The sequence below is a fragment of the Acidimicrobiales bacterium genome (assembly GCA_022452035.1).
In the GTDB taxonomy this organism is placed as follows: domain Bacteria; phylum Actinomycetota; class Acidimicrobiia; order Acidimicrobiales; family MedAcidi-G1; genus UBA9410.
On record JAKURV010000004.1, the window covers coordinates 13688 to 34331 of the forward strand.

Genomic DNA, 20644 nt, shown 5'->3' on the forward strand with positions numbered 1-20644 from the left:
TCCTGATACAGGAGACCTCCTGATGAGAACCGTCGTCCGCAACGGTGTCGTCTACGAGCCGCTTGCCGGCCAGCACCTCGGCGAGCGCACGGTGGTCATCGACGACGGCACGATCGTCGAAGTTGTCGACGGTAAATGGTCCGGTGAGGTTGACGTCGACCTGGACGCGCGGGGCCGACACGTCCTTCCCGGCTTCGTCGACGGGCACGTACACCTGTCGATCCACACCATGGACTTCCGCCGAGCCGCCCGAGAATGGGAGTTTGAAAGAGCCCTCGCTGTGGCGGCGCTGTCGGAGGCAACGGTGCGGCGGGGCTTCACCACGGTGCGCGACACCGGGGGCGACCTACGGGGCCTGAAGCAGTCGATCCGCCGGAACCTGTGCGGCGGACCGCGCATCGTGTCGGCCGGGCACATGCTCTCCCAGACCGGTGGCCATGGCGACCTGCGGGGTTCAGTAGTTGACCCGCCGGAGTGCGGCTGTCAGATCATCACGTCGCCCTACGCCCACGTAGCCGACGGCCCGTCGGCGGTGCGCAAGGCAGCCCGACAGTCGTTACGCGACGGCTCGGACTTCATCAAGATCCACACTTCGGGCGGGGTGGCGTCGCCCAGTGATCCCCTTGACAGCGTGCAGTACACGCCAGAGGAGGTCTCAACGATCGTGACCGAGGCCGAGCACCGCCACACCTACGTGACGGCCCACGCCTATTCGCCGGAGTCGATGCGCTTAGCTGCCGACAATGGCGTGGCTTGCCTCGAGCACGGCAATCTGGTTGACGCGGCCACCGCCTCCCACCTTGCCGGGTTAGGCACGACGGTCGTGCCGACGCTGGTCACCTACTGGGCATTTCGGGATCACGCCGAGAAGTTCGGGTTCCCGGAACGGAACCAGGCCAAGAACGACGGCCTGTTTGAGCAGGGACGGGCAGCTATTGGGCTGTTTCGCGACGCCGGCGTGGAACTGGGCTTCGGTACTGACCTGTTGGGCGAAGCCCAGCCGTACCAAAACCAGGAGTTCGCCATCCGGGCCGAGCTGGAACCGGCGGTCGATGTGCTCCGGTCCATGTACGTCACCAACGTCCGCCTCTGTGACCTGGTGGGCAAGGTCGGCACGGTGTCACCGGGGGCGTACGGAGACCTGGTAGTGACCGACGTGGATCCACTGGAGGACCTCGCCGCTCTGGCTGACCCGGAGGCGGCGCTGGCTGCCGTGGTGCAGGGCGGTCGCCCAATCGTTGACCGCCTCGACGGCTGAGGGGGTGGCGAGGACCGTGGGACTGCAGATTGGACTCGGATCGAGGATCCGGAAGTCCCCGTTCTTCGAGGCCCTGGTTCGTCATGGTCTTACCCATGTCACCGTCTACAACCACATGTACATGCCCGGGTCGTTCGGCGATCCCGACGAGGAGTACAGGGCGCTCGTCGAACGGGTCTCGCTGTGGGACGTGGCCGCTGAACGTCAGGTTGAGGTGGTCGGTCCGGACGCCTTCGCTCTCTGCCAGTACGTATCGGCCCGGGACCTACGAGGCATGAAAACCGGTCGGGTGCGTTACGCGCCGATGTGCGACTACGACGGGATACTCATCAACGACCCGATGGTGCTGAAGCTGGCCGAAGACCGGTTCTGGATCTCGATCGCCGACAGTGACCTACTGCTCTGGTGCCGGGCCGTAGCCACCGAACGGGACCTGGACTGCCGGGTGTTCGAGCCCGACGTGTCGCCGTTGGGTGTGCAGGGGCCGAGAGCCGACGACACGATGGCAGACCTACTGGGGGAGTGGGTTCGCGACGTCCCGTTCTTCGGATTCGTCGAGACAAGCCACGACAGCATCCCGTTCGTACTGTGCCGGTCCGGATGGAGCGGCCAGAGCGGGTTCGAACTGTTCCTCCAGGACGGTTCACGGGGCCTGGACCTCTGGGACGCCGTGTGGGCAGCAGGAGAGAAATACGGCATCCACCCCGGTGCACCGACCCTGAACGAGCGGATCGAGAGCGACCTGTTCTCGTACCGTGCCGATTGCGGCGCGGGGGCGTCACCGTTGGAAGTTGGCCTGAACCGCTACGTGTCACTGGACCGTGACGACGACTTCATCGGGAAGGTGGCCCTGCTGGCCGAACAGGAAAGGGGGCCGGCCCGACGGCTGGTGAAGGCCCTACTGACGGGGGAACGGTTTCCGGCGACCAGCGAGTCGCCGTGGCCGGCGGTGGGACCGGACGGAACACCGTGCGGTGAGGTGAGGGTGGCCGCCTGGTCACCGAAGTACGGATCAAACCTCTGCCTGGCCCTCGTGTCAGCAGAAGTGGCCGGAGGCCCGTTCAAGGCGACGACGCCGTCCGGTGAGACCGTCCACGCCACCCACCACGCCTACTTCGCGGAGCAATAGCCGCAGGGTTTCGGCCGCACGGCCGGCGGGAACTAGTGGCTGTGCTTTAGTACGGCCCGGACGGCGTCCTCGTCGCCCTCGCGGTGCAGCAACGCCATAGCCCGGTCGACCTCGTCCAGGCCCACCACGACACCCAGCAGGGGAGCAGTCGGAAACCCGCCCTCGTTGAGGATCCGGGCTGCCTCGTCTACCGACTGCGCGGTCCCACCCGATCCGCCGTAAACGGTCAGTGACCGCATCACCACCTTGTCGGTCACCACCGGAACCGCCTGGCGGTCCTTCAAACCCGCCCACACCACCCGACCACCGTGGTGCACCAGGTCGAAGCACAAACTCGGGGTTCCCGGCGCGCTGGCGAGGTCCACGGCCACGTTCGCCCCACCACCCGTCAGGTCCAGCACCGCCTCCACCGGATCGCAGGCCGTCACGTCCACGACATGGTCGGCACCAACCTCGAGGGCCACGCCCAAACGGAGGGCGTCCTCTTCGGTTCCGGTCACGATCACGGTTCCTGCGCCCAGCAACCTTGCATACGCCGCGCAGGTCAGGCCCATGTGGCCTGGCCCCTGAATCACGATCGACTGGCCTTCCCGGAAACCGACCTTTTCCAGCCACGCCACCATGTTGGACAGGGGTTCGAACAGGGTCAGTTCTTCGGCCGACACGGAGCCGGTCAGCGGGGCTAGGTGCGTGCCAGGCAGCACGGCCATGTACTCGCCATAGCCGCCCCACAAGCCGGATCCCTCGTCCAGGCCAAACGAGTACCCGTAGCAGCGCACACCGAACGGGTTGCCCTCGTACGGCGGCCCGAACCAGACAATGTCCACCGCCACCCGGTCACCGACCGCTACCCCCAGGTCGGCGTCGTCAGCCAGGGCATGGACCCGACCCACGATCTCGTGACCGGGTACCACCGGGGATACCTCGCCTGGTACGTGGCGGTGCCCGGCCAACTGGGCCACGTCGCTGTGGCACAACCCGACCGCCTCCACAGCTAGTACAGCGCCCCCTGGTGGGGGTGTCGGCACGGAGAAGTCATCGCGTAACGCCCAGGTGCCATCGCCGTGGAACACCACAGCCCGGCAGGTATCGCCCATCTCTGGCGTTTCCGGTCGACCCGCCCGCCCTAGACCCGTTGAAGCAGGGTGCCGGTTCCGAGGCCGCCGCCGCAGCACATTGTTACGAGGGCGTACTCGCCATCGGTGCGCTGCAACTCGTGGACGGCCTTGGTGGTGAGGATGGCACCGGTGCCGCCCAGCGGGTGGCCGAGTGCGATGGCGCCACCGTTGGGGTTGACCCGCTCCATGTCGGGGCCAACCTCCTTCTCCCAGCAGAGCACCACCGACGCGAAGGCCTCGTTGATCTCGACGACGTCGATGTCATCGATGGCCATGCCGTTGTCGGCCAGCAGCTTTTGTGTGGCCCCGATCGGGCCAGTCAGCATGAACTCGGGGTCGGAACCAACGAGGCAGGTGTCGACCACTCTGGCCAGCGGCGCCACGCCGAGTGCTGCTGCTTTGTCGGCGGTCATGAGCAGGACGGCGCCAGCACCGTCGGAGATCTGCGACGACGAGGCGGCCGTGTGCACTCCGTCGGGCCGCCCCGACGGCTTGAGTTGAGCCAGCCCCTCCATCGTTGTTTCGCGTAGCCCCTCGTCCCGGGCGACGGTCACTGTCTCGCCGGTGACGCTGCCCTCTTCATCAAGCACCGGGGCCTCTACGTTCACCAGTTGGGTTCCGTAACGGTCCTCCTGCCACGCCCGTGCCGCCCGGTCCTGGGACTGCTTGCCGAAAGCGTCGCAGTCCTCGCGGGTGAGGCCCCAGTGGTCGGCCATGCGCTCAGAGCCCTCGAACTGGGAGGTGAATTCGAAGTGGTCGAAGTAGTTGCGGTTGATCGGGCGCCCCGAGTTGGGTTCCTTGGGTGTGGTGGCGCCAAACCCGACCTGGCTCATCAACTCGATCCCGCAGCCCACGGCGACATCCACCGTGCCTGATGCGACCAGGGCGTAGGCGAGGTTGGTGGCCTGCTGGGACGAGCCGCACTGGGCGTCGACCGTGGTGGCCGGTGCCTCGATCGGCAAACCGGCGGTCAGCCACGCCGTGCGGGTCACGTTCATGGACTGCATGCCGACCTGCCCGACGCAGCCGCCGACTACCTGGCCGACCTCGAGCGGATCGACCCCGGTGCGGTCAAACAGGGCCCGCTGGACTGTGCCCAGCACGTCAACCGAGTGGCAGGAGGACAGGCCGCCGTTGCGACGGCCGATCGGGGTGCGGACGGCATCGACGATGACGACGGGGTTGTCGGTGTTTGCAGTCATGAAATGTGCTCCAGAGAGGGGAAGGCTCCGACCACCCTAACGATTACCGGACCGGGCATGTGAGGTCGAGCGAGACGGGAAGAGCTAGCGACGACGGCGCACGACCACCACACCACCCTCGCCTTGGAGTGCTATCCGTTCCGGGACCCGGAGTCTCAGGACTGGTAACTGGCCGGAATCCTTAGATCGGCAGCCCGCCGGTCGCCGCGGCGGTGCTTCCGCTGTCGGAGAACGCCTTGATGGTGCGTTGGGCGATCCGCATCTGGTGGACCTCGTCGGCACCGTCGGCGAAGCGGGCCCAGCGGGCGTGCTGGTACATGTGCGCCAGGGGCGTGTCGGTCGAGTAGCCCAGCGCACCGTGCACCTGGATCGAGCGGTCGATGATGCGACCCAGGGCGTTGGCGACAAAGTGCTTGGCCATCGACACTTCTGACTTGAAGTCCTCACCCCGGTCGATCTTGTAGGCGGCGTGGAGCACCATGAGCTTCGACTGGTAGAGCTCCATCGTCGAGTCGGCGATGAGCCACTGGATGCCCTGCTTTTCGGCCAGCAACGAGCCGTGGCTGAACCGGTCCAGGGAGCGGGCGACCATCATGTCGAGGGCCATCTCTGCCTGGGCGATCCAGCGCATGCAGTGCGCCAGCCGGGCGGGGCCTAGCCGGTACTGGCCCAGCAGGTGACCCTGGCCTCGGCCGCCCAGCATCTGGGCATCGTGGAGCCGCAGGTCCTCGATAAGGATCTCGGAGTGGCCGGTGGAGCCGTGCATGGTCTCGATCTGTCGCACCTCAGTCCAGCCGTCGTGCGGAAGGTCCACCAGAAAGGCCGTGTTGGCGGCCTGGGGAAGGTCGGGGTCGTCCTCGGTGCGTGCGATGAGGATGGCGAACGTGGCCCGGTGAGCATTGGAGATGAACCACTTGTGCCCGTTGAGCACCCACTCCTCGCCGTCCTGGTAGCCGTTGGTGCGGATCAGGGTGGGGTCGGAGCCGGCCACCTCGGGCTCGGTCATGGCGAAGCACGACCAGGTGCGGCCCTCGCAGAGCGGCTTGAGGTATTTGTCCTTCTGATCGTCGGTTGCCCAGTGAAGGAGGGTGTGCATATTGCCCTCGTCGGGCGCCTGGCAGTTGAACACCCACGGTCCGTAGTACGACCTGGCCGCCTCGGCTTGCACCATGGCCAACTCGACATGGCCGAGCCCCATGCCGCCCCACTCCTCAGGCATGTGCGGCAGCCAGATGCCCGCGGAGTGGGCCTGCTTGCGCATCTCGATGAGTTCCCTGAGGCGCTCCTCGCCTTCGCCGCCGCTTTCCTCGATACGAGCCTCGGCAGGCGTGATGACGTCGTCGACGAAGGTGCGGACCCGCAGGCGGATCTCCTCAAGTTCCGGCGACAGGCTGAAGTCGATGGCCATGGTGATTCCGGTCTCTGTTCTGGGTCCCGGTGCCGGGATCTCCTAGATCGAGTGGCCCGGACGACCCAGGCCCTCGGTTGGGTTCCCGTCCATGGCCGGGTTGAGTTGCGCTTCGGCCATCAGGCCGGCAATCACGTCGGTCATGTCGGCCGGGTCGTCGGTCTGCATGGCAGTGGGGCCGAGGTGCCATTGCTCGGCGATACCGATCCGCTGGCCCATGATGTCAAACACCCGTCCGGTCACATTTTGGGCCGCTTCACTACAAAGCCAGGCGGTAGCGACGGCAATCCAGCGGGGTCCCATCCTCTCCTGGGTCTCCTCGTCCATCCCCGCGAACCCCGGGAGATCCTTGGTCATCCGGGTATAGGCGCCCGGGGCCAGGCAGTTAACGGTCACCCCGTACTTGACGAGCTCCATGGCTGTGATCACGGTGAACGCCGCGATGCCCGCCTTGGCCGCTCCGTAGTTGGACTGTCCGACGTTGCCGTAGATACCGGAGGGCGATGCTGTGTTGACGATCCGGCCGAAGGCCTCACCGCCAGCCTTGACCTTCTCTCGCCAGTAGGCCGCCGCGTGGTGGGTAGGGGCGAACGTGCCCTTCAGATGCACGTTGATGACGGCGTCCCAGTCGCCCTCCGACATGGAGAACACCATTCGGTCCCGGAGGATGCCGGCGTTGTTGATGAGGATGTCGCAACTACCGAAAGTGTCAAGGGCCTGCTGGACCATCTCGCCAGCCGAGTCGAAGTCAGCGACATTGCCGCCGTTGACGACCGCTTCACCACCCATGGCCAGGATCTCGTCGACCACCGACTGGGCCGGAGTGGTATCAGCGCCAGCTCCTGCGGCGTCGCCCCCCAGGTCGTTGACGACCACCTTGGCGCCGTTGGAGGCCAGCATCAAGGCATGCTCCCGGCCGATTCCTCGACCGGCGCCGGTCACGATGGCTACACGGCCCTCGACGATATTGCCCATGGGGGTACTCCTGTTCCTGAGATAGCGAGTGGGTCGACATCGATTTGGCCCGACGTCGCGACGGTACCGAGCCTGCCACCGGACGGGTCCGGTTGCCCATGCGGGTACCGCAGTGGTGAGACCTTGGTCATAGAAGAACTATTTGGAGAAGGTTGTACTGGTCGCGCTGGCAGTCCGGCTTCCTGCAGACCACTGGCTGTCCCGAATGCCACCTAGGGTCAGTCTGTGGCGACGGGTAATAGCAGGGGTCATGGCACAGCCATCCCCTACGAGACGGGCCTTCACGAGGTAGCTGACGGGGTGTTCGCATACCTGCAGCCAGACGGGGGCTGGGGCTGGTCAAACGCTGGACTGTTTGCCACGAGAGACTCCTCGTTGCTCGTTGACACCCTGTTTGACCAGGTCCTTACTCGTCAGATGCTCGACGCGATGGAGCCCGTCACGGCTACCCGCCCAATCGATACGGTGGTGAACACCCACGCCAACGGTGACCACTGCTACGGCAACGGGCTCCTCGAAGGTGCAGAGATCGTCACCACCGAAGCTGCCGCTCGCGAGATGGGCGCCGTACCTCCGTCTGCATTGGTCGCTCTTCTCCATGCCGACCTGGACCCGGTTGCTGCCGAATACATCCAAGAAGCCTTCGGAGGCTTTGAGTTCGAGGGGATCACCATCCCAGAGCCGACACGGACGTTCTCCGGTCGGCTCGAGCTCAAACTCGGTGACCGCTCCGTTCACCTGGAGCAGGTGGGCCCGGCGCACACGGCTGGCGATTTGATTGTTCACCTGCCCGATGAGTCCACCGTTTTCACCGGAGACATCCTCTTTGTGAACGGCACTCCGATTGTCTGGGACGGACCGATCGCCAACTGGGTAGCAGCTTGCGACCGAATCCTTGAACTCGGTTGCGACGTCATCGTCCCAGGCCACGGGCCGCTCACGGACGCTGACGGCGTGTTGGCCGTCCGCGATTACCTCACCTGGCTGGAAGACGCCTGCCGCTCCCGTCACAAGGAGGGGTTGACCGCCGCTGACACCATCTCTGACCTGGCATCCTCTGACGAGTTCGCTCCCTACCGTGAATGGGGAGAGTGGGAACGGCTAGCCGTCAACGTCCGAGCCGCGTACCGTGAGATCGACGACGACGGGACGATCCCGAGTTCATTCGTGGAGATGGCCACCGAGATGGCAGTGCTCGCTGCGGGTGGTTGACAAGATTCCGTTACCCCTCATGTGAGAGACCGAGGAGAGAACAATGTCCACCTGCAGTTTCGTGGGCCTGGGGGTCATGGGCTATCCCATGGCAGGCCACCTTCAGGCCGCTGGCTACGCCACGACCGTCTACAACCGCACCACAGCCCGGGCCGACGATTGGGTCAACCAGTATGGCGGGGCTTCCGCGCCGACTCCCCGAGAGGCCGCCACCGGGGCTGAAGCCGTCATGGTTTGTGTCGGCAACGACGACGACCTGCGCTCGGTCGTTTTCGGAGACGAGGGGGTGTTGGCTGGCATGGCCGTCGGTTCGACGTTGGTCGACCACACCACCGCGTCGGCCAAGGTGGCCCGAGAGATCGCAAGCTACGCCTCTGAGCAGGGGGTTGGGTTTGTTGACGCTCCGGTATCCGGAGGCCAGGCCGGCGCTGAGAATGGCCAACTGTCGGTGATGTGCGGCGGCGACCTTGAGGTGTTTTCCCGGATTGAGCCAATGATGCAGGCCTACGCCAAGGCCGTCGTCCTCGTCGGCGAGGTTGGTTCTGGGCAGCTCACCAAGATGGTCAACCAGGTCTGTATCGCCGGCCTGATCCAGGGCTTGTCCGAAGCACTTGATTTCGCTCGTCGGTCCGGCCTTGATGAAGAGAAGGTCCTGGCGGCTATTAGTAAGGGTGCCTCAGGCTCATGGCAGATGGACAACAGGGCCCACACCATGCTTGAGCGTCACTTCGACCACGGGTTCGCCTTGGACTGGATGCGTAAGGACCTTGGCATCGTCTTTGATGAGGCGGAGCGCGTCGGCGCCACACTTCCGGTCACGGCAATGGTCGACCAGTTCTATGCCCGTCTCCAGCGTGAGGGGCATGGCAGGTGGGACACCAGCGCCCTAATTGAATTGCTCCGCGACGACTGAGGCTTGCCGTCGGGCTGACCGGAAGCGTGGCCTCAGGTCGTCGGCTCTGTCCCGGCGACCGTGGTCCGGTGTAGTTCCCGACGCTGGCCCCCATAGTCGTTTAGCGCCACGTGTTGAGTGGACCGGTTGTCCCAGAGCACAACGTCACCGTCTGACCATCGGTGGCGGAAGGTAAACCGGACATGGGTACTGAATTCGTGTAGCCAACTCAGGAGACGTTTCTCCTCGCGGTCGCCCTCTTCGCTGTCGTCACCAACTCCCGGCCCCCGGAGGCCACGCACGTAGGTTCCGTTGAAAAACAAGCTGCGCCGTCCCGTCTCAGGGTGGGTACACAACAACGGGTGGTTTCGGGTGTCCTCAGCTGACTCCGAGGTGCGGATGTCCATACCTGATAGTCCGGAGTGCAGCGCCTGCTGGGCGGGTGAGTATGAGGCGCTAGCCGAGTGCACGCATGTGATTTCCTCGAAGCGTTCCCGCATCTCCTCTGGTAGCGCATCGTGGGCAGCTGTCATCGATGCCCAGATCGTGTCACCTCCGACCTTTGGAACTTCCAGGGCGTGCAGGATCGTGAAGGCGGGTGGAGCATCCAGAAATGAGAAGTCGCTATGCCACACCCCGCCGAAGTTGAACGCCTCCGGTTCAGTGGCCTCTTTGACGACCTTGATGACCTCCGGATGTTCTGGTACCGGCTGGACGAATGGCACCGGTGAGAAGTCACCTAGAAGGTGGCTGAACCCGGCCTGTTGGCCGGCAGACAGGTTTTGTCGGGGAACCACCAGCACCTCATGGTTACAGAGGGCGTCTCGTAACTCGGTCACTACCGCCGGGTCCATGTCGGGTGCTAGTTGCACCTCATCGACTCGGGCGCCAAGCACGCCTGTCAGGCGGGAGACCTCCATTCCCGGACCTTATGTCCGGGAGTTCTGTTGAGCCCTACCCCGAGGGAGGTGCGGTGAGAGACGAACCTCTAGGTGTGGATACGTACAGCCGGGTGGCGGGGCCAAGAGCAACAAACTGACCAGTCCTCTACTCTCGGTTGCTCGATGCACACGAACACGATTGGGGAACAATCATGAAGGTTCTAGCCACTACCGCTTGGGATGTCACACCAGCCCGAGTTCCTGACTTTCTCGCTAACTGTGGACGCGCCTCCGAGATTCACCGACGCCTTGGTGCCGAAGCGGTCCACTTGATCCAGTCCATGGCTGGGCCTGTTCCCGCACTTACCTATGCGCTGGTGTTTCCGGACGGGGCTACCTATGGAGCCTTCATCGACGCCATCAGTACCGACGAGGAATGGCTTGCTCTCTGGGCTGAAGCATCCGCGGGGGAGCGCTACGCAACCATCGTCTCCCAAAGCGTCGGTACCGACCTGTTCTCCTAGAACGTGAGCCTCCTCCCTGAGGGGCGGGGGGCGACACCGGAGCCCTGGGACAAGCGACTTAAGCAGAACCCCCGAACGGGAGGCCATGCGCCTCCCTGGCCCGGTGCGCGTATCTACACCGTGGGAAAGTGGGCCGTGCCCCCGGACCCACTGCCCGACTTTGGGAGCGACCCGCTGCCCGGCGAGTCGTTTCACCGGGCGTGTGCCACCGTGCGCGAGATGGGCCCGGTGGTTGAGGTTCCCTTCCACGGCGGGTCCGCCCTGTTCCTGACCCGCAGCGAGGACGTGGTCGGAGCCTTCCGGGACAACGAGCGGTTTCCCGCGGGTGCCCACTACGAGATCGTCATCGAACCGGTCCAGGGGCGCACCTTCGAAAGCATGGACGGCGACGAGCACAACCTCTATCGGCAACTGGCGCAGCCGGCATTCCGGTCTCGTGCTATCGAACGCTTCGACGCCGGGGGCCTGGCGGCCGTTGCGAACGAGGTCGTAGACGACTTCATTGGGCGGGGCCGGGCCGACCTCATGGCCGAGTTCTGCGCCGTCTTCCCGTTCCGGGTGCTCCGACGCAAGTTGGGCCTCCCCCCGGCCGGTGACGAGAGCCTCCGACGCTGGTCGTTCGACCTGCTGGGCTTCATGCGTGACCCGGAGGCCGCTCGGACGGCTCGCGACGAATTCGACGAGCATCTCGGCCCGGTGATCGGGGAGCGGCGAAGGCAGCCGACCGATGACGTGCTCTCGGCCATGCTCCACCATGAGGTGGACGGTCGACGACTTGACGACGAGGAGGTCGTCGCCCACATTCGGATGTTCTTCGCCGCCGGCGCTGCCACCACCTACCACGCGCTCGGAAACCTGCTCTACGTGCTTCTTACCCGGGAGTCCGTGCTGGTTACAGCGTTCGACGATCCGCAGCGGCGTCCGGCGATCATCGAGGAGTTACTGCGCTGGGAGCCACCGTTGGGTGCCCTGCCCAGGATCGCTACTCGAAACGCCGAGTGGCAGGGCACCGGGATTCCTGCCGGTTCGTTGCTGCTGTTCGGGATCGCCGCGGCCAACCGGGATCCCACAGTCCACGATCATCCGGACGAGTTCGACCCGGATCGCGACCCGGTTGGCCTCATCAGTTTCGGCTCGGGTCCGCACTTCTGTCCGGGTTCGCATTTGGCCCGTCGAGAACTCCTGACGGGTCTCGACGTGCTCCTCGAGAGACTTCCCGGCCTCCGCCTCGACGACCCCACCGGAATCGAACCGGTATCGACAATCCTGCGTGCGCCCGAAGCCGTCTACGCCGCCTGGGACCCCGCTTAAGCACGGACCGCGTTCCAGCAAGACGCCTACGCGTATTTACACCAGGGGGCTCCGGTGTCGTACCGCACACAGGTAACGGTGGCCAGCGAGTTGGCCACCTAGCCTCTGCCTCAACACAGGCAGGGGTTTCGCATTGGTGGTACGCCCCCCGGGACTCGAACCCGGAACCTGCGGATTAAGAGTCCGATGCTCTGCCAATTGAGCTAGAGGCGCTAGCGGCGCCCGATTCTATCGGCGACCGTCGGGCGGACGACCGGCAGGTTCGGACAGCGTGGGGTGACCGAGGGGATTTGAACCCCCGACTTCCTGGACCACAACCAGGTGCTCTAACCGAACTGAGCTACGGCCACCAAGTAGGTCGCCATGATACGTGGCCGCTTCATAGGTGACGCCCGGTTTAGGAGCCAGGCGGGGATGGCCCAGTGGCGGAACGGTGTGTGATGCTGCGCCGGTGACGACTCGAGTTGCGGTGATCGGCGGGGGTATCGCAGGCGTCAGCGCCGCCCACTACCTACTCGAGGTTCGACCGGACGCCCACGTCCTACTCCTCGAGATGGAGGCCAACCTCGCCCACCACACCACGGGCCGGTCGGCGGCTCTCCTGCTCGAGAACCTAGGGACGTCCTCCGTGCGGGCCCTATGCGCAGCCAGCCTCGACTTCCTCAGGGCGACACCAGAGGACCTGGTCGACACCCCACTCCTGTCACGTCGACCGGTCCTCCACGTGGGTACCGAGGATAAGGATGAGTCTGTCGACCGGATGCTCGTAGCGGGTCGGGAGTCGGCCACGACACCGACGATCGAGGTGGACGTCGACGAGGCCATGCGCCTCTTTCCGCCGCTTCGCCGGGAGCGGATCCACCGGGCCATCGTGGAACCAGACAGCGCCGACATCGACGTGGGGGCCCTCCACCAGGCGTTCGTCCGGGGGTTCCGGCGGGCAGGCGGCCAAATCGCCACCTCGACGAGGGTCGATGCGGCCACCCCCGACGGCGACGGCTGGCGCCTCGACACCACCGACGGGCCGGTAGGAGCCGACGTCGTCGTGAACTGTGCCGGCGCCTGGGGCGACGTGGTGGCGACCACAGCCGGCGTGGAACCGGTAGGTCTCCAACCCATGCGTCGCACAGCATTCATGGTCGACGGCCCGGGACTAGACACCACCGGCTGGGCATTCGTCGGCGACATCGACCTCGACTGGTACCTCCGAGACGACGGGCCACAGATGCTCTGTTCCCTAGCCGAAGAGAACCCGTCGGATCCCTGCGACCCGAAACCCGAGGAAGTCGACGTGGCGTTGGCCATCGAGCGCCTCAACGAGGCCACGACGTTGGACATCCGGTCGGTCAACTCGGCCTGGGTGGGCCTCCGGACCTTCGCTCCCGACCGGTCGATGGTCATCGGCCCGGATCCCAACCAACCCACATTCGTTTGGTGTGTCGGCCAGGGAGGGACCGGTATCCAGACCGCTCCGGGGGCAGGTCAACTGACCGCCGAACTGGCTGTCGGGGTTGGGCTGTCGCCGGCGTTTGGCGGACTCGTCCTCGACGAGGTCAGACCGGGGCGTTTCCGGGGCTAGCGGTAGTCTCGGTCACCCGCCCCCGTAGCTCAGCCCGGATAGAGCAGTGGCCTTCTAATCCACCGGTCGGAGGTTCAAATCCTCCCGGGGGCACCACCAACAGCACCGGTCCTTTGGGACTGCCCCGCTACCTCCGAGCGTCGGCTAGCGGCCGGCCGGGTTTCTACCCCTGTCGGACTACTTCCACTCCCAAAGATCCCAAGTGGCATCGCCGCTCGCTTCGACATTCCAGTCGTAGACAACTGCGACACCATTCAGGGACGAGAGAGAGGGGGCAGCAGACTCAAAGTACACGACCCCCTTAAACGCAAATCCGCCGTCAGCCGTCGGGGATCCGATACCGGTAGCCGTGAAGGTGGCCACTCCATCAGCTGCCATTACTACGCCAGCGTTGGGGCACTCCCCGTAGAAGGAGCCGTCAGCTCTCATAGTGGCCGAGTAGGAGGCAAAGCTCGTTACGTCAGTGCCGGCAAGGGTTCCAGACAGCCCGCTGGCGACCGTTTCAAACGTTGGATTCCCATCGACGGCTGAAATGGCCTTCATCGATGTGGGTCCTGATATGGATCCGACTTTTTCGCCCAACATGATTTGTCTCCTCAATCGAGTTCGTTGTCACAACCAATTTCAGAGTACGGGTCGAAGGTTGTCGATGGCCAAACCGACCGTTCGGTCCAAACGTGTAAATCTTGACCCCATGGAGAACCCGAACGAGCCAACAGAAGATGTTCCCCCGGAGGAACCTGACGACGAGAAGCCGTTCCCGTTGACGACGGAGTGGTTTGAGCTTCAACGCCACGAGGCGACAAAGAACGCGATGAGAAGGAAGGCCGAACGCGATCGGGATCGGGCCGACAAGGGCAGGACGAGAAGTCGAAAGTCTGGATTCCTGTGGCGTTGGAGGTCCAGGCCGTCGCCCTAGTCAGTTCGGCGCGACGTCTGAACGACCCGGAGGCCGTATCTCGAGATGAACGAACCCAGCGGCGACATCAAGACCATGGCGCTGTACCACCACGTCGACCGGGTGGTGAACGAGCTTCGTGAACTCGGGAAGCCCAACGACGAGCCATTGCGTGTCGACGAGCTGACACCCTTTGACCAACTGCACTACCACAGCACTGAGGCCGTCGACGAGGCGGTCCGCGCAACAGGCATCGGTGAGGGGAGTTCGGTCTTGGAGATCGGCTCCGGGCTCGGTGGGCCGTCCCGGTATCTGGCGGCCACCTCGGGGGCAGCGGTGACCGCGCTGGAACTCCAGGAGGACCACCACCGTATGGCTGTGGACCTCACCCGGCGGTGCGGTCTTGTCGACCGGGTGACGCACGTGTGTGGAGACTTCTTGACCCACCCCTGGGACGGCAAAGAGTTCGACGCCGTTGTCAGCTGGTTGGCGCTGTACCACATCCCTCAGCGGCCCATCCTCCTCAACCGGTGCCGGTCACTGCTTCCGGTCGGCGGCTTCCTCTACGCCGAAGACCTCTGCGAGCGCCGACCATTCGACGACGACGAACGCGAGGAACTCGCCTCCGAACTCTTCGCCAACTACCTACCGAGCAGCGATCGCTACCGGCAGGATCTTGCCGACGCCGGCTTCGAGGTGCTTGTCTGTGACGACATGTCCGACGACTGGACCGCGTTCACCCGTGGGCGCCTGGACCAGTACCGCCAGCAGCAGGACCGACACCTCCGGGTCCATGGTGAGGAGGTGTTCGAGACCATGTGCGGCTTCTACACGACGATGGTGCGCCGCTTTTCGGACGGGAAGCTGGGCGGTATCCGGGTGGTGGCTCGTCGGATCTGATCCCGCGGCCCGGTTAGAACCCGGCCAACGGTTTAGGAATCGCGGTAGCGCAGCAGGAAATCCCGTACCGGGCCGAGCACGCGGTCCGGTGCCTCGATCAGGATGGAGTGCTTCAGGTCCTCGAGGATGACCAGCTCGGCATTGGGCAACTGGTCAGCGATGAACCGGTTGAGGCGGGGGTTGCAGCCGCCGTCGAACTCGCCGGTCATGACCAGGCACGGGCAGGCCACCTCACGGAGCCACGGACCCATCTCCGCACCGGCGTACACGTCAAAGACGCTCAGGAAGACATCTTCCGGAGTACCCAGAACCTGCTGGATCCGGTTTTCGATGGCGTCCGGCCGGGCAGCGATGAACCGGTCGGTGTACCAGCGGTCGAGAAGGGTATTGAGCACCGGTTCGACGCCCTCAGACCGCATCCGGGCCACCACGCCCTGGACCTTGGCGCTGTCGTCGGCAGTACGGCCGGCGGCCGTGCTGAGCAGCACGACGCTGGTGGTGTTTTCCGGGTGGGCCCGGGCGTAGGCGGGGCCGATCTGGCCGCCCAACGAGTGGCCGATGATGTGGATGCGATCGTGCCCGAGACGCAGCCGCAGGACCTCCAGGTCCTCGACCAGGTCGTCTAGGGAGTAGGGGACCGGTGGTACAGGGCTCTCGCCGTGGCCCCGTAGGTCGTAGCGGACACAGGTGAAGTGCTCCTCCAGCCCCGGCAGCAGGCCGTCCCACGTGACCCGTCGGGACCCGATCCCGTGGACCATGTAGAGCGGGGGCCCCTCCCCGGAGATGGTGTGCGAGACGTCGACAGCACTCATGATCCTGTCGTCCGCTTACCGGTCGGACATCAGTTCGCCGCCGACGCTCCAGTCTTCCCGGTCGATCTCGGTGATGATCACGTGTAGCCGGTCGCCGGGGCCACCACAGGCCCGGACGAACCCATCAGTGAGCTCCCGGGCCAGGTTCCGTTTCTGGTCGACGGTGCGATCGGGAAACATCTCTACACGGATGATGGGCATGGCGGATTCCTCCTGGTTCGGGCGAAGGGCATGACAGACGACGGGTTCGGGTTCAGGCGGCGGCTGGAATCCGCTGCAGGTGGGGGAGTACGTCGGCGGCAAAGCGCTCCATGGCCTCGAGGTGTTCGGGCTGGGGCTGACCAAGGTTGGAGCTCAGGATGACCTCATCGATGCCGGCCTCCGCGTACTCGGCGAGGCGGTCGACCATCTCCTCGGCCTGACAGATGACGAGGTTCTGTTCCAGTTCCTCGATGCTCTGGGTGCGGGGCAGAGCCTGGACGTCGCCGTTGTGGACGATCCCCGGACCGGTGAAAACGTTGTCGAACCGGCTGTAGTAGTCGTAGGCCCGTTGCACCATCTCCCGGGTGTGGGCCTCGGAACCAGTGCAGTAGATGACCCGTGACATCATGATCCGGAGGTGGTGCCCGGCCTCGCCCATTTCAGCCTTGGCTTCCCTGTGGGCGGCGATCTGGGCCCGGAACAGACCGGGTTCCCCGGCCAGCGGGGTGGTCTGGATGTCAAAGCCGCGGCGGGTGGCGGCGGCGATCCCCGGAGGGTTCATGACGGCGACCATCATTCGGGGCATGGGCTGGGTCATCGGCCGGGGCATCACGGTCAACGATTCGAAGCGGTAGTACTCGCCGTCCCAGGAGACCTCCTCCCCGCCCAGGAGGGCGATGAGCACGTCGAGGCTCTCGTCGAATCGAGCCTGAGACTCCTCGATGGGGGCGCCGAGCCGAGCCATCTCGTAGGCGAAGGCACCGCGACCCACGCCGAGTACGAGACGCCCGTCGGTGAGGATGTCGGCCTGGATGACTTCGCCGGCGAAGATCCGCATGTCCCGGAGGGGGAGAACGGCGACCGAGGTGACGAGCTCCAGGTGGTCGGTCTCACAGGCCACCTTGACGGCCATCTGCAGGGGGGACGGCATGAGCAACACGTTGATGAGGTGGTGTTCGGGGAGGGTGACGCCCCGGTATCCGAGGCGTTCGGCGGCCTTCGCCTGTTCGACCATGTCGTCGTACAGCCGCTTGCCGCCATACGAGGTGTCCGGGTAGTAGGAGGACAGGAAGTGGTTGGCGTCCACGGGGAGAAGTCTGACGGTGCACGATGATGTTGACAAACACAGAAAACTGGATTGAACAATTGACACAATCAACAAGTCTGAGCACCTAATGAACCTTTCAGCCCTCCAGACGCTTCTCACCGTGGCCGAGTGCCGGCGTCGCCTGGAGCGACCGTCACCGTCAGCTGAGCCGGCATGACCGAGCGGATTCTGTCCACGGGGCCGGGATGCCGGATCCCGGTCGACCAGGTGCGATGGCGCTTCGGCCCGTCGGGTGGCCCGGGTGGACAGCACGCCAACCGAGCCCACACCCGGGTGGAGGCCGAGGTCGACCTCCGGACAGCCCGCGGGATCGAAGCGGAGGTCCGGGATCGCCTAGTGGCGAAGTTGGGGCCCGTCATCCGGGTGGTGGTCGACCAGCACCGTTCGCAGGCCAGGAACCGGGAGCGGGCCCTGGACGAGGTGGAGAAACGGCTTGGCGAGGCGTTGGTAGAGGCGGTACCGAGAAAGCCGACCCGTCCGCGACGTGGCGCCGTGGAACGCCGGTTGGAGGCCAAGCGCCGACGGGGCGCCCGCAAGGCCGAACGACGCCGAGACTGGGATTAGGCCTCCAGGCCGGTAAGGAAGGCCATCAGCACGGCGCCCAACTTCTGAACCTGGGTCCGGGTCAGCCCGTAGGCGTCAGCCATCTCGATCAGGACCGCATGTTCCGCCTGGTCCCAAGGCACGACTTCAGAAATCGGACCGTAGGCGTCGGGCCGGTCGGCCTCGTCCAGTGGCCGGATCGGATCAGTGTCGGGTAGCGAGCCGAAAAACTTCAAAGTATGGACGCCGAATCGTATGACCCAGTCCGTGGATCGGCCTAGGTGACGTGCCGTAGCGGCCAGAGTCTCGTACTCCTCGGCCGTGAACCCCGTCGAGACCTCAGTGGGCGGTGTGAGCTCCGGGTCGTGGCAGCCGCTGGTTGTGCCGGTGCCTGTGGTATGGCCGTCGTAGAACTCGGGGCGGAACCCGGATCCGGGATCCGCACTGGTCAAGAAACGGTGGATCGCCGCAGCGATGGTTCGCCCCTCCATGGCTTGGATCTCCGGATGGGCCAATAGCGCAGCCTCGGGCGGGTTCGATAGGTAGAGCGCCTCGCTGATCACCGAGTTCAGGTCGGGGGTCAGGCGGAGCACGCCATACGTCTCGGTCCGGCCGTCACGGAGTCGAACCGATGCCCCTTTGTGCACGGTGTCCACCCAGGACACCCAGTAGGGAGCAAAAGCTGCCTGGAGGTCTTCGAAGAGGATCCCGGCCAGCCGGGCCGACTCCGGGTCATCGACCTGGTGGAAGGTCTCGGTCCCTGGGGTCGCCGAGCGACGGACGGCGCCCCCGTTGTGGTGGATTGACACGAAGGCCCGTGGGGACAGGGCGTTGGCGATGGCCGCCCGCTGGCGGATCGGCAGGTGCAGATCCCGGTCCCGGGTGAGGGCCACCGTGTACCCGAGCGACACCAGGTGGTCTTGGGCGTGGAGGGCCACAGCAAGGTTGAGGGTCCGCTCGATTAGGCCGTTGGTTCCCACTGAGCCGGTCTCCGGGCCTCCGTGCCCCGGGTCGAGCACCACGTCGACAGGGTTCAGCGTCTTCTCGCCGTCGAAAGCGATGGGTGTCCCACAGGTCGAGCTGACCACTGTGCCGTTCGGCGACGAGGAGAGAATGGGCAGGATCTCGGCATTCGGACCGAGGAACGCCACCGGAGCAACCTCTGCGGAGACTCCGGGAACCAGACCGACGGAGGCGACGGCCACCAGAAGTCCAGCGGCGAGAGGCCGGAATGACCGGCGAAGGGACCAGAGCACGGGGTGACGCTAGGGGACCGGTCGGGGGCGACGGCACACGATCGTCACGAAAAGCAGAAAAATCCTCGGAGCAACCAGAAGCTGTCTGTCGATTTGCGGGACTACCGCGGTCCTAGAACTGCTCCTCCTCGGTGGAGCCCTCCAAGGCCAGCGTCGAAGCTGTGCCACCAGAGATGACGGTCGCCACGTCGTCGAAGTAGCCCGCCCCAACCTCGCGCTGGTGTCGGGTCGCCGTGTAGCCGTCGCCCTCCATCCCGAACTCGGCTTGCTGCAACTGCACGTAGGCCGTCATGTCTGATTCCGTGTAACCGCGGGCCAACTCGAAGGCCGAGGAGTTCAGTGCGTGCCAGCCGGCCAGGGTGATGAACAGGAACTTGTAACCCATCTTGCCGAGCTCGCGCTGAAACTTGGCAATGGTTTCGTCGTCCAACGCCGCCTTCCAGTTAAACGACGGCGAGCAGTTGTAGGCCAGCATCTTCCCGGGAAACTCGGCGTGTACAGCATCGGCAAACTCCTGGGCCTGGTCGAGGTCGGGTGTCCCGGTCTCACACCAGATGAGGTCGCAGTACGGGGCATAGGCCAGGGCACGGGAGATGGGAGTGGCCATGCCGGGCTGGGTATTGAAGAAGCCCTCGGCGGTGCGCTCGCCGGTCAGGAATGGCTTGTCGCGGTCGTCCACGTCGCTGGTGATGAGCGTGGCAGCCAGAGCATCGGTACGGGCGATGACCACCGACGGCACGCCGAGGACGTCGGCGGCCAGGCGGGCCGCGGTCAGCGTCCGGACGTGCTGCTGGGTCGGGATGAGCACCTTGCCGCCCATGTGGCCACACTTTTTTTCTGAGGCGAGCTGGTCCTCGAAGTGGACACCAGCCGCACCGGCCCGCAACATCCGCTTCATCAACTCGTAGACGTTTAGGGCGCCGCCGAAGCCGGCCTCGGCATCCGCCACGATCGGAACCATCCAGTCCCGGAGCATCTCACCCTTGTTCTCCGACCACTCGATCTGGTCAGCCCGTCTCAGGGCGTTGTTGAGGCGCTCGACCACGGCCGGTACCGAGTTGGCCGGGTAAAGGCTCTGGTCCGGGTAAACCTGGCCAGCCAGGTTGGCGTCACCGGCCACCTGCCAGCCCGACAGGTACAAGGCGGGGAGGCCGCCCTTGACGTACTGGATGGCCTGGCCGCCGGTCATGGCTCCCAGGGCGTGGACGTAGTCCATCTCGTGCATCTTCTGCCAGAGCACCTCGGCGCCGTGGCGAGCGATCGAGCACTCGGGGAGTACCGACCCTCGAAGTCGCACGACGTCGGCCGCGGTGTAGTCACGCTGCACGCCCTCCCAACGGGGGTTCTCGGACCAGTCCTGCTCGAGGACTGCAACCTGGTCGTCGAAGGTATTGCGCATTGATTGCTCGCTTTCGTGGGAGGACCAACGGCGGTTCG

Annotated in this window: 20 protein-coding genes and 3 tRNA genes; 10 read left to right on the forward strand and 13 right to left on the reverse strand. The window is 65.1% G+C overall.

Features of this window, described 5'->3' with window-relative positions; translation table 11 throughout:
- Positions 1–22: 22 nt before the first annotated feature.
- Both MK181_02530 and MK181_02535 read left to right on the forward strand, forming a co-directional pair.
- On the forward strand, positions 23–1258 hold the full coding sequence (locus tag MK181_02530; GenBank protein MCH2418672.1) for an amidohydrolase family protein: 1236 nt from the start codon (positions 23–25) through the stop codon (positions 1256–1258).
- 16 nt (positions 1259–1274) lie between these two features.
- Complete coding sequence (locus tag MK181_02535; protein MCH2418673.1) at positions 1275–2387, forward strand: hypothetical protein; 1113 nt, start codon at positions 1275–1277, stop codon at positions 2385–2387.
- A gap of 32 nt (positions 2388–2419) precedes the next feature.
- Here MK181_02535 and MK181_02540 read toward each other — a convergent pair whose 3' ends face one another.
- From MK181_02540 to MK181_02555, 4 genes are all read right to left on the reverse strand, one after another.
- Positions 2420–3484, reverse strand: a complete 1065-nt coding sequence (locus tag MK181_02540; protein MCH2418674.1) for a zinc-binding dehydrogenase — start codon at positions 3482–3484, stop codon at positions 2420–2422.
- Between the two features lie 29 nt (positions 3485–3513).
- A complete protein-coding gene (locus MK181_02545) occupies positions 3514–4707 on the reverse strand; it encodes a steroid 3-ketoacyl-CoA thiolase (GenBank protein ID MCH2418675.1) in 1194 nt (397 codons plus the stop codon).
- Between the two features lie 181 nt (positions 4708–4888).
- Positions 4889–6115 (reverse strand): acyl-CoA dehydrogenase family protein, encoded by a 1227-nt coding sequence (locus tag MK181_02550; GenBank protein ID MCH2418676.1) that lies wholly within the window; start codon positions 6113–6115, stop codon positions 4889–4891.
- 42 nt (positions 6116–6157) lie between these two features.
- Positions 6158–7090 (reverse strand): SDR family NAD(P)-dependent oxidoreductase, encoded by a 933-nt coding sequence (locus MK181_02555; GenBank protein ID MCH2418677.1) that lies wholly within the window; start codon positions 7088–7090, stop codon positions 6158–6160.
- A 225-nt stretch (positions 7091–7315) separates the two neighbouring features.
- On the opposite strand from MK181_02555, the gene MK181_02560 reads away from it, so the two are divergent.
- On the forward strand, positions 7316–8302 hold the full coding sequence (locus MK181_02560) for an MBL fold metallo-hydrolase (protein MCH2418678.1): 987 nt from the start codon (positions 7316–7318) through the stop codon (positions 8300–8302).
- 43 nt (positions 8303–8345) lie between these two features.
- Positions 8346–9215, forward strand: a complete 870-nt coding sequence (locus MK181_02565) for an NAD(P)-dependent oxidoreductase (GenBank protein MCH2418679.1) — start codon at positions 8346–8348, stop codon at positions 9213–9215.
- A gap of 32 nt (positions 9216–9247) precedes the next feature.
- Here the strand turns inward: MK181_02565 and MK181_02570 are convergent, their stop codons facing one another.
- Positions 9248–10114 (reverse strand): TauD/TfdA family dioxygenase, encoded by an 867-nt coding sequence (locus MK181_02570; protein MCH2418680.1) that lies wholly within the window; start codon positions 10112–10114, stop codon positions 9248–9250.
- A gap of 173 nt (positions 10115–10287) precedes the next feature.
- Between MK181_02570 and MK181_02575 the strand changes: the two genes are divergently transcribed.
- Together MK181_02575 and MK181_02580 are read left to right on the forward strand one after the other, a co-directional pair.
- Positions 10288–10599 (forward strand): hypothetical protein, encoded by a 312-nt coding sequence (locus tag MK181_02575; GenBank protein MCH2418681.1) that lies wholly within the window; start codon positions 10288–10290, stop codon positions 10597–10599.
- 3 nt (positions 10600–10602) lie between these two features.
- On the forward strand, positions 10603–11910 hold the full coding sequence (locus tag MK181_02580) for a cytochrome P450 (protein ID MCH2418682.1): 1308 nt from the start codon (positions 10603–10605) through the stop codon (positions 11908–11910).
- A 137-nt stretch (positions 11911–12047) separates the two neighbouring features.
- On the opposite strand, the gene MK181_02585 is transcribed toward MK181_02580, so the two are convergent.
- Both MK181_02585 and MK181_02590 read right to left on the reverse strand, forming a co-directional pair.
- Positions 12048–12123, reverse strand: a tRNA-Lys gene (locus MK181_02585).
- Between the two features lie 59 nt (positions 12124–12182).
- Positions 12183–12260: transfer RNA gene (locus tag MK181_02590), tRNA-His, on the reverse strand.
- Between the two features lie 101 nt (positions 12261–12361).
- Here MK181_02590 and MK181_02595 point away from each other — a divergent pair.
- A complete protein-coding gene (locus MK181_02595; protein MCH2418683.1) occupies positions 12362–13489 on the forward strand; it encodes an FAD-binding oxidoreductase in 1128 nt (375 codons plus the stop codon).
- An 18-nt stretch (positions 13490–13507) separates the two neighbouring features.
- Positions 13508–13585 (forward strand) — tRNA-Arg (locus tag MK181_02600).
- Between the two features lie 81 nt (positions 13586–13666).
- On the opposite strand, the gene MK181_02605 is transcribed toward MK181_02600, so the two are convergent.
- On the reverse strand, positions 13667–14032 hold the full coding sequence (locus tag MK181_02605; GenBank protein MCH2418684.1) for a hypothetical protein: 366 nt from the start codon (positions 14030–14032) through the stop codon (positions 13667–13669).
- 421 nt (positions 14033–14453) lie between these two features.
- Between MK181_02605 and MK181_02610 the strand changes: the two genes are divergently transcribed.
- Positions 14454–15287, forward strand: coding sequence for a methyltransferase domain-containing protein (locus MK181_02610; GenBank protein ID MCH2418685.1), 834 nt, complete (start codon positions 14454–14456; stop codon positions 15285–15287).
- A gap of 32 nt (positions 15288–15319) precedes the next feature.
- On the opposite strand, the gene MK181_02615 is transcribed toward MK181_02610, so the two are convergent.
- From MK181_02615 to MK181_02625, 3 genes are read right to left on the reverse strand one after another with little or no spacing between them, the layout of a single operon-like run.
- Entirely contained in the window at positions 15320–16099 is a 780-nt protein-coding gene (locus MK181_02615) for an alpha/beta fold hydrolase (GenBank protein ID MCH2418686.1), read from the reverse strand.
- A 15-nt stretch (positions 16100–16114) separates the two neighbouring features.
- Positions 16115–16300 (reverse strand): tautomerase family protein, encoded by a 186-nt coding sequence (locus MK181_02620; protein MCH2418687.1) that lies wholly within the window; start codon positions 16298–16300, stop codon positions 16115–16117.
- A gap of 52 nt (positions 16301–16352) precedes the next feature.
- Complete coding sequence (locus MK181_02625) at positions 16353–17387, reverse strand: LLM class flavin-dependent oxidoreductase (GenBank protein MCH2418688.1); 1035 nt, start codon at positions 17385–17387, stop codon at positions 16353–16355.
- Positions 17388–17561: 174 nt separating this feature from the next.
- On the opposite strand from MK181_02625, the gene MK181_02630 reads away from it, so the two are divergent.
- Complete coding sequence (locus MK181_02630; GenBank protein MCH2418689.1) at positions 17562–17972, forward strand: aminoacyl-tRNA hydrolase; 411 nt, start codon at positions 17562–17564, stop codon at positions 17970–17972.
- On the opposite strand, the gene MK181_02635 is transcribed toward MK181_02630, so the two are convergent.
- Both MK181_02635 and aceA read right to left on the reverse strand, forming a co-directional pair.
- Complete coding sequence (locus MK181_02635) at positions 17969–19207, reverse strand: N-acetylmuramoyl-L-alanine amidase (protein ID MCH2418690.1); 1239 nt, start codon at positions 19205–19207, stop codon at positions 17969–17971. The genes MK181_02630 and MK181_02635 overlap by 4 nt on opposite strands.
- A gap of 112 nt (positions 19208–19319) precedes the next feature.
- Entirely contained in the window at positions 19320–20606 is a 1287-nt protein-coding gene (aceA, locus tag MK181_02640; protein ID MCH2418691.1) for an isocitrate lyase, read from the reverse strand.
- Positions 20607–20644: the final 38 nt, after the last annotated feature.

Coding starts and splice junctions, on each gene's coding strand:
- MK181_02610 (MCH2418685.1), top strand. CDS start 14,454: ATGAACGAACCCAGCGGCGACATCAAGACCATGGCGCTGTACCACCAC.
- MK181_02570 (MCH2418680.1), bottom strand. CDS start 10,114: ATGGAGGTCTCCCGCCTGACAGGCGTGCTTGGCGCCCGAGTCGATGAG.
- MK181_02565 (MCH2418679.1), top strand. CDS start 8,346: ATGTCCACCTGCAGTTTCGTGGGCCTGGGGGTCATGGGCTATCCCATG.
- MK181_02550 (MCH2418676.1), bottom strand. CDS start 6,115: ATGGCCATCGACTTCAGCCTGTCGCCGGAACTTGAGGAGATCCGCCTG.
- MK181_02575 (MCH2418681.1), top strand. CDS start 10,288: ATGAAGGTTCTAGCCACTACCGCTTGGGATGTCACACCAGCCCGAGTT.
- MK181_02555 (MCH2418677.1), bottom strand. CDS start 7,090: ATGGGCAATATCGTCGAGGGCCGTGTAGCCATCGTGACCGGCGCCGGT.
- MK181_02540 (MCH2418674.1), bottom strand. CDS start 3,484: ATGGGCGATACCTGCCGGGCTGTGGTGTTCCACGGCGATGGCACCTGG.
- MK181_02530 (MCH2418672.1), top strand. CDS start 23: ATGAGAACCGTCGTCCGCAACGGTGTCGTCTACGAGCCGCTTGCCGGC.
- MK181_02620 (MCH2418687.1), bottom strand. CDS start 16,300: ATGCCCATCATCCGTGTAGAGATGTTTCCCGATCGCACCGTCGACCAG.
- MK181_02605 (MCH2418684.1), bottom strand. CDS start 14,032: ATGAAGGCCATTTCAGCCGTCGATGGGAATCCAACGTTTGAAACGGTC.
- aceA (MCH2418691.1), bottom strand. CDS start 20,606: ATGCGCAATACCTTCGACGACCAGGTTGCAGTCCTCGAGCAGGACTGG.
- MK181_02545 (MCH2418675.1), bottom strand. CDS start 4,707: ATGACTGCAAACACCGACAACCCCGTCGTCATCGTCGATGCCGTCCGC.
- MK181_02615 (MCH2418686.1), bottom strand. CDS start 16,099: ATGAGTGCTGTCGACGTCTCGCACACCATCTCCGGGGAGGGGCCCCCG.
- MK181_02630 (MCH2418689.1), top strand. CDS start 17,562: ATGACCGAGCGGATTCTGTCCACGGGGCCGGGATGCCGGATCCCGGTC.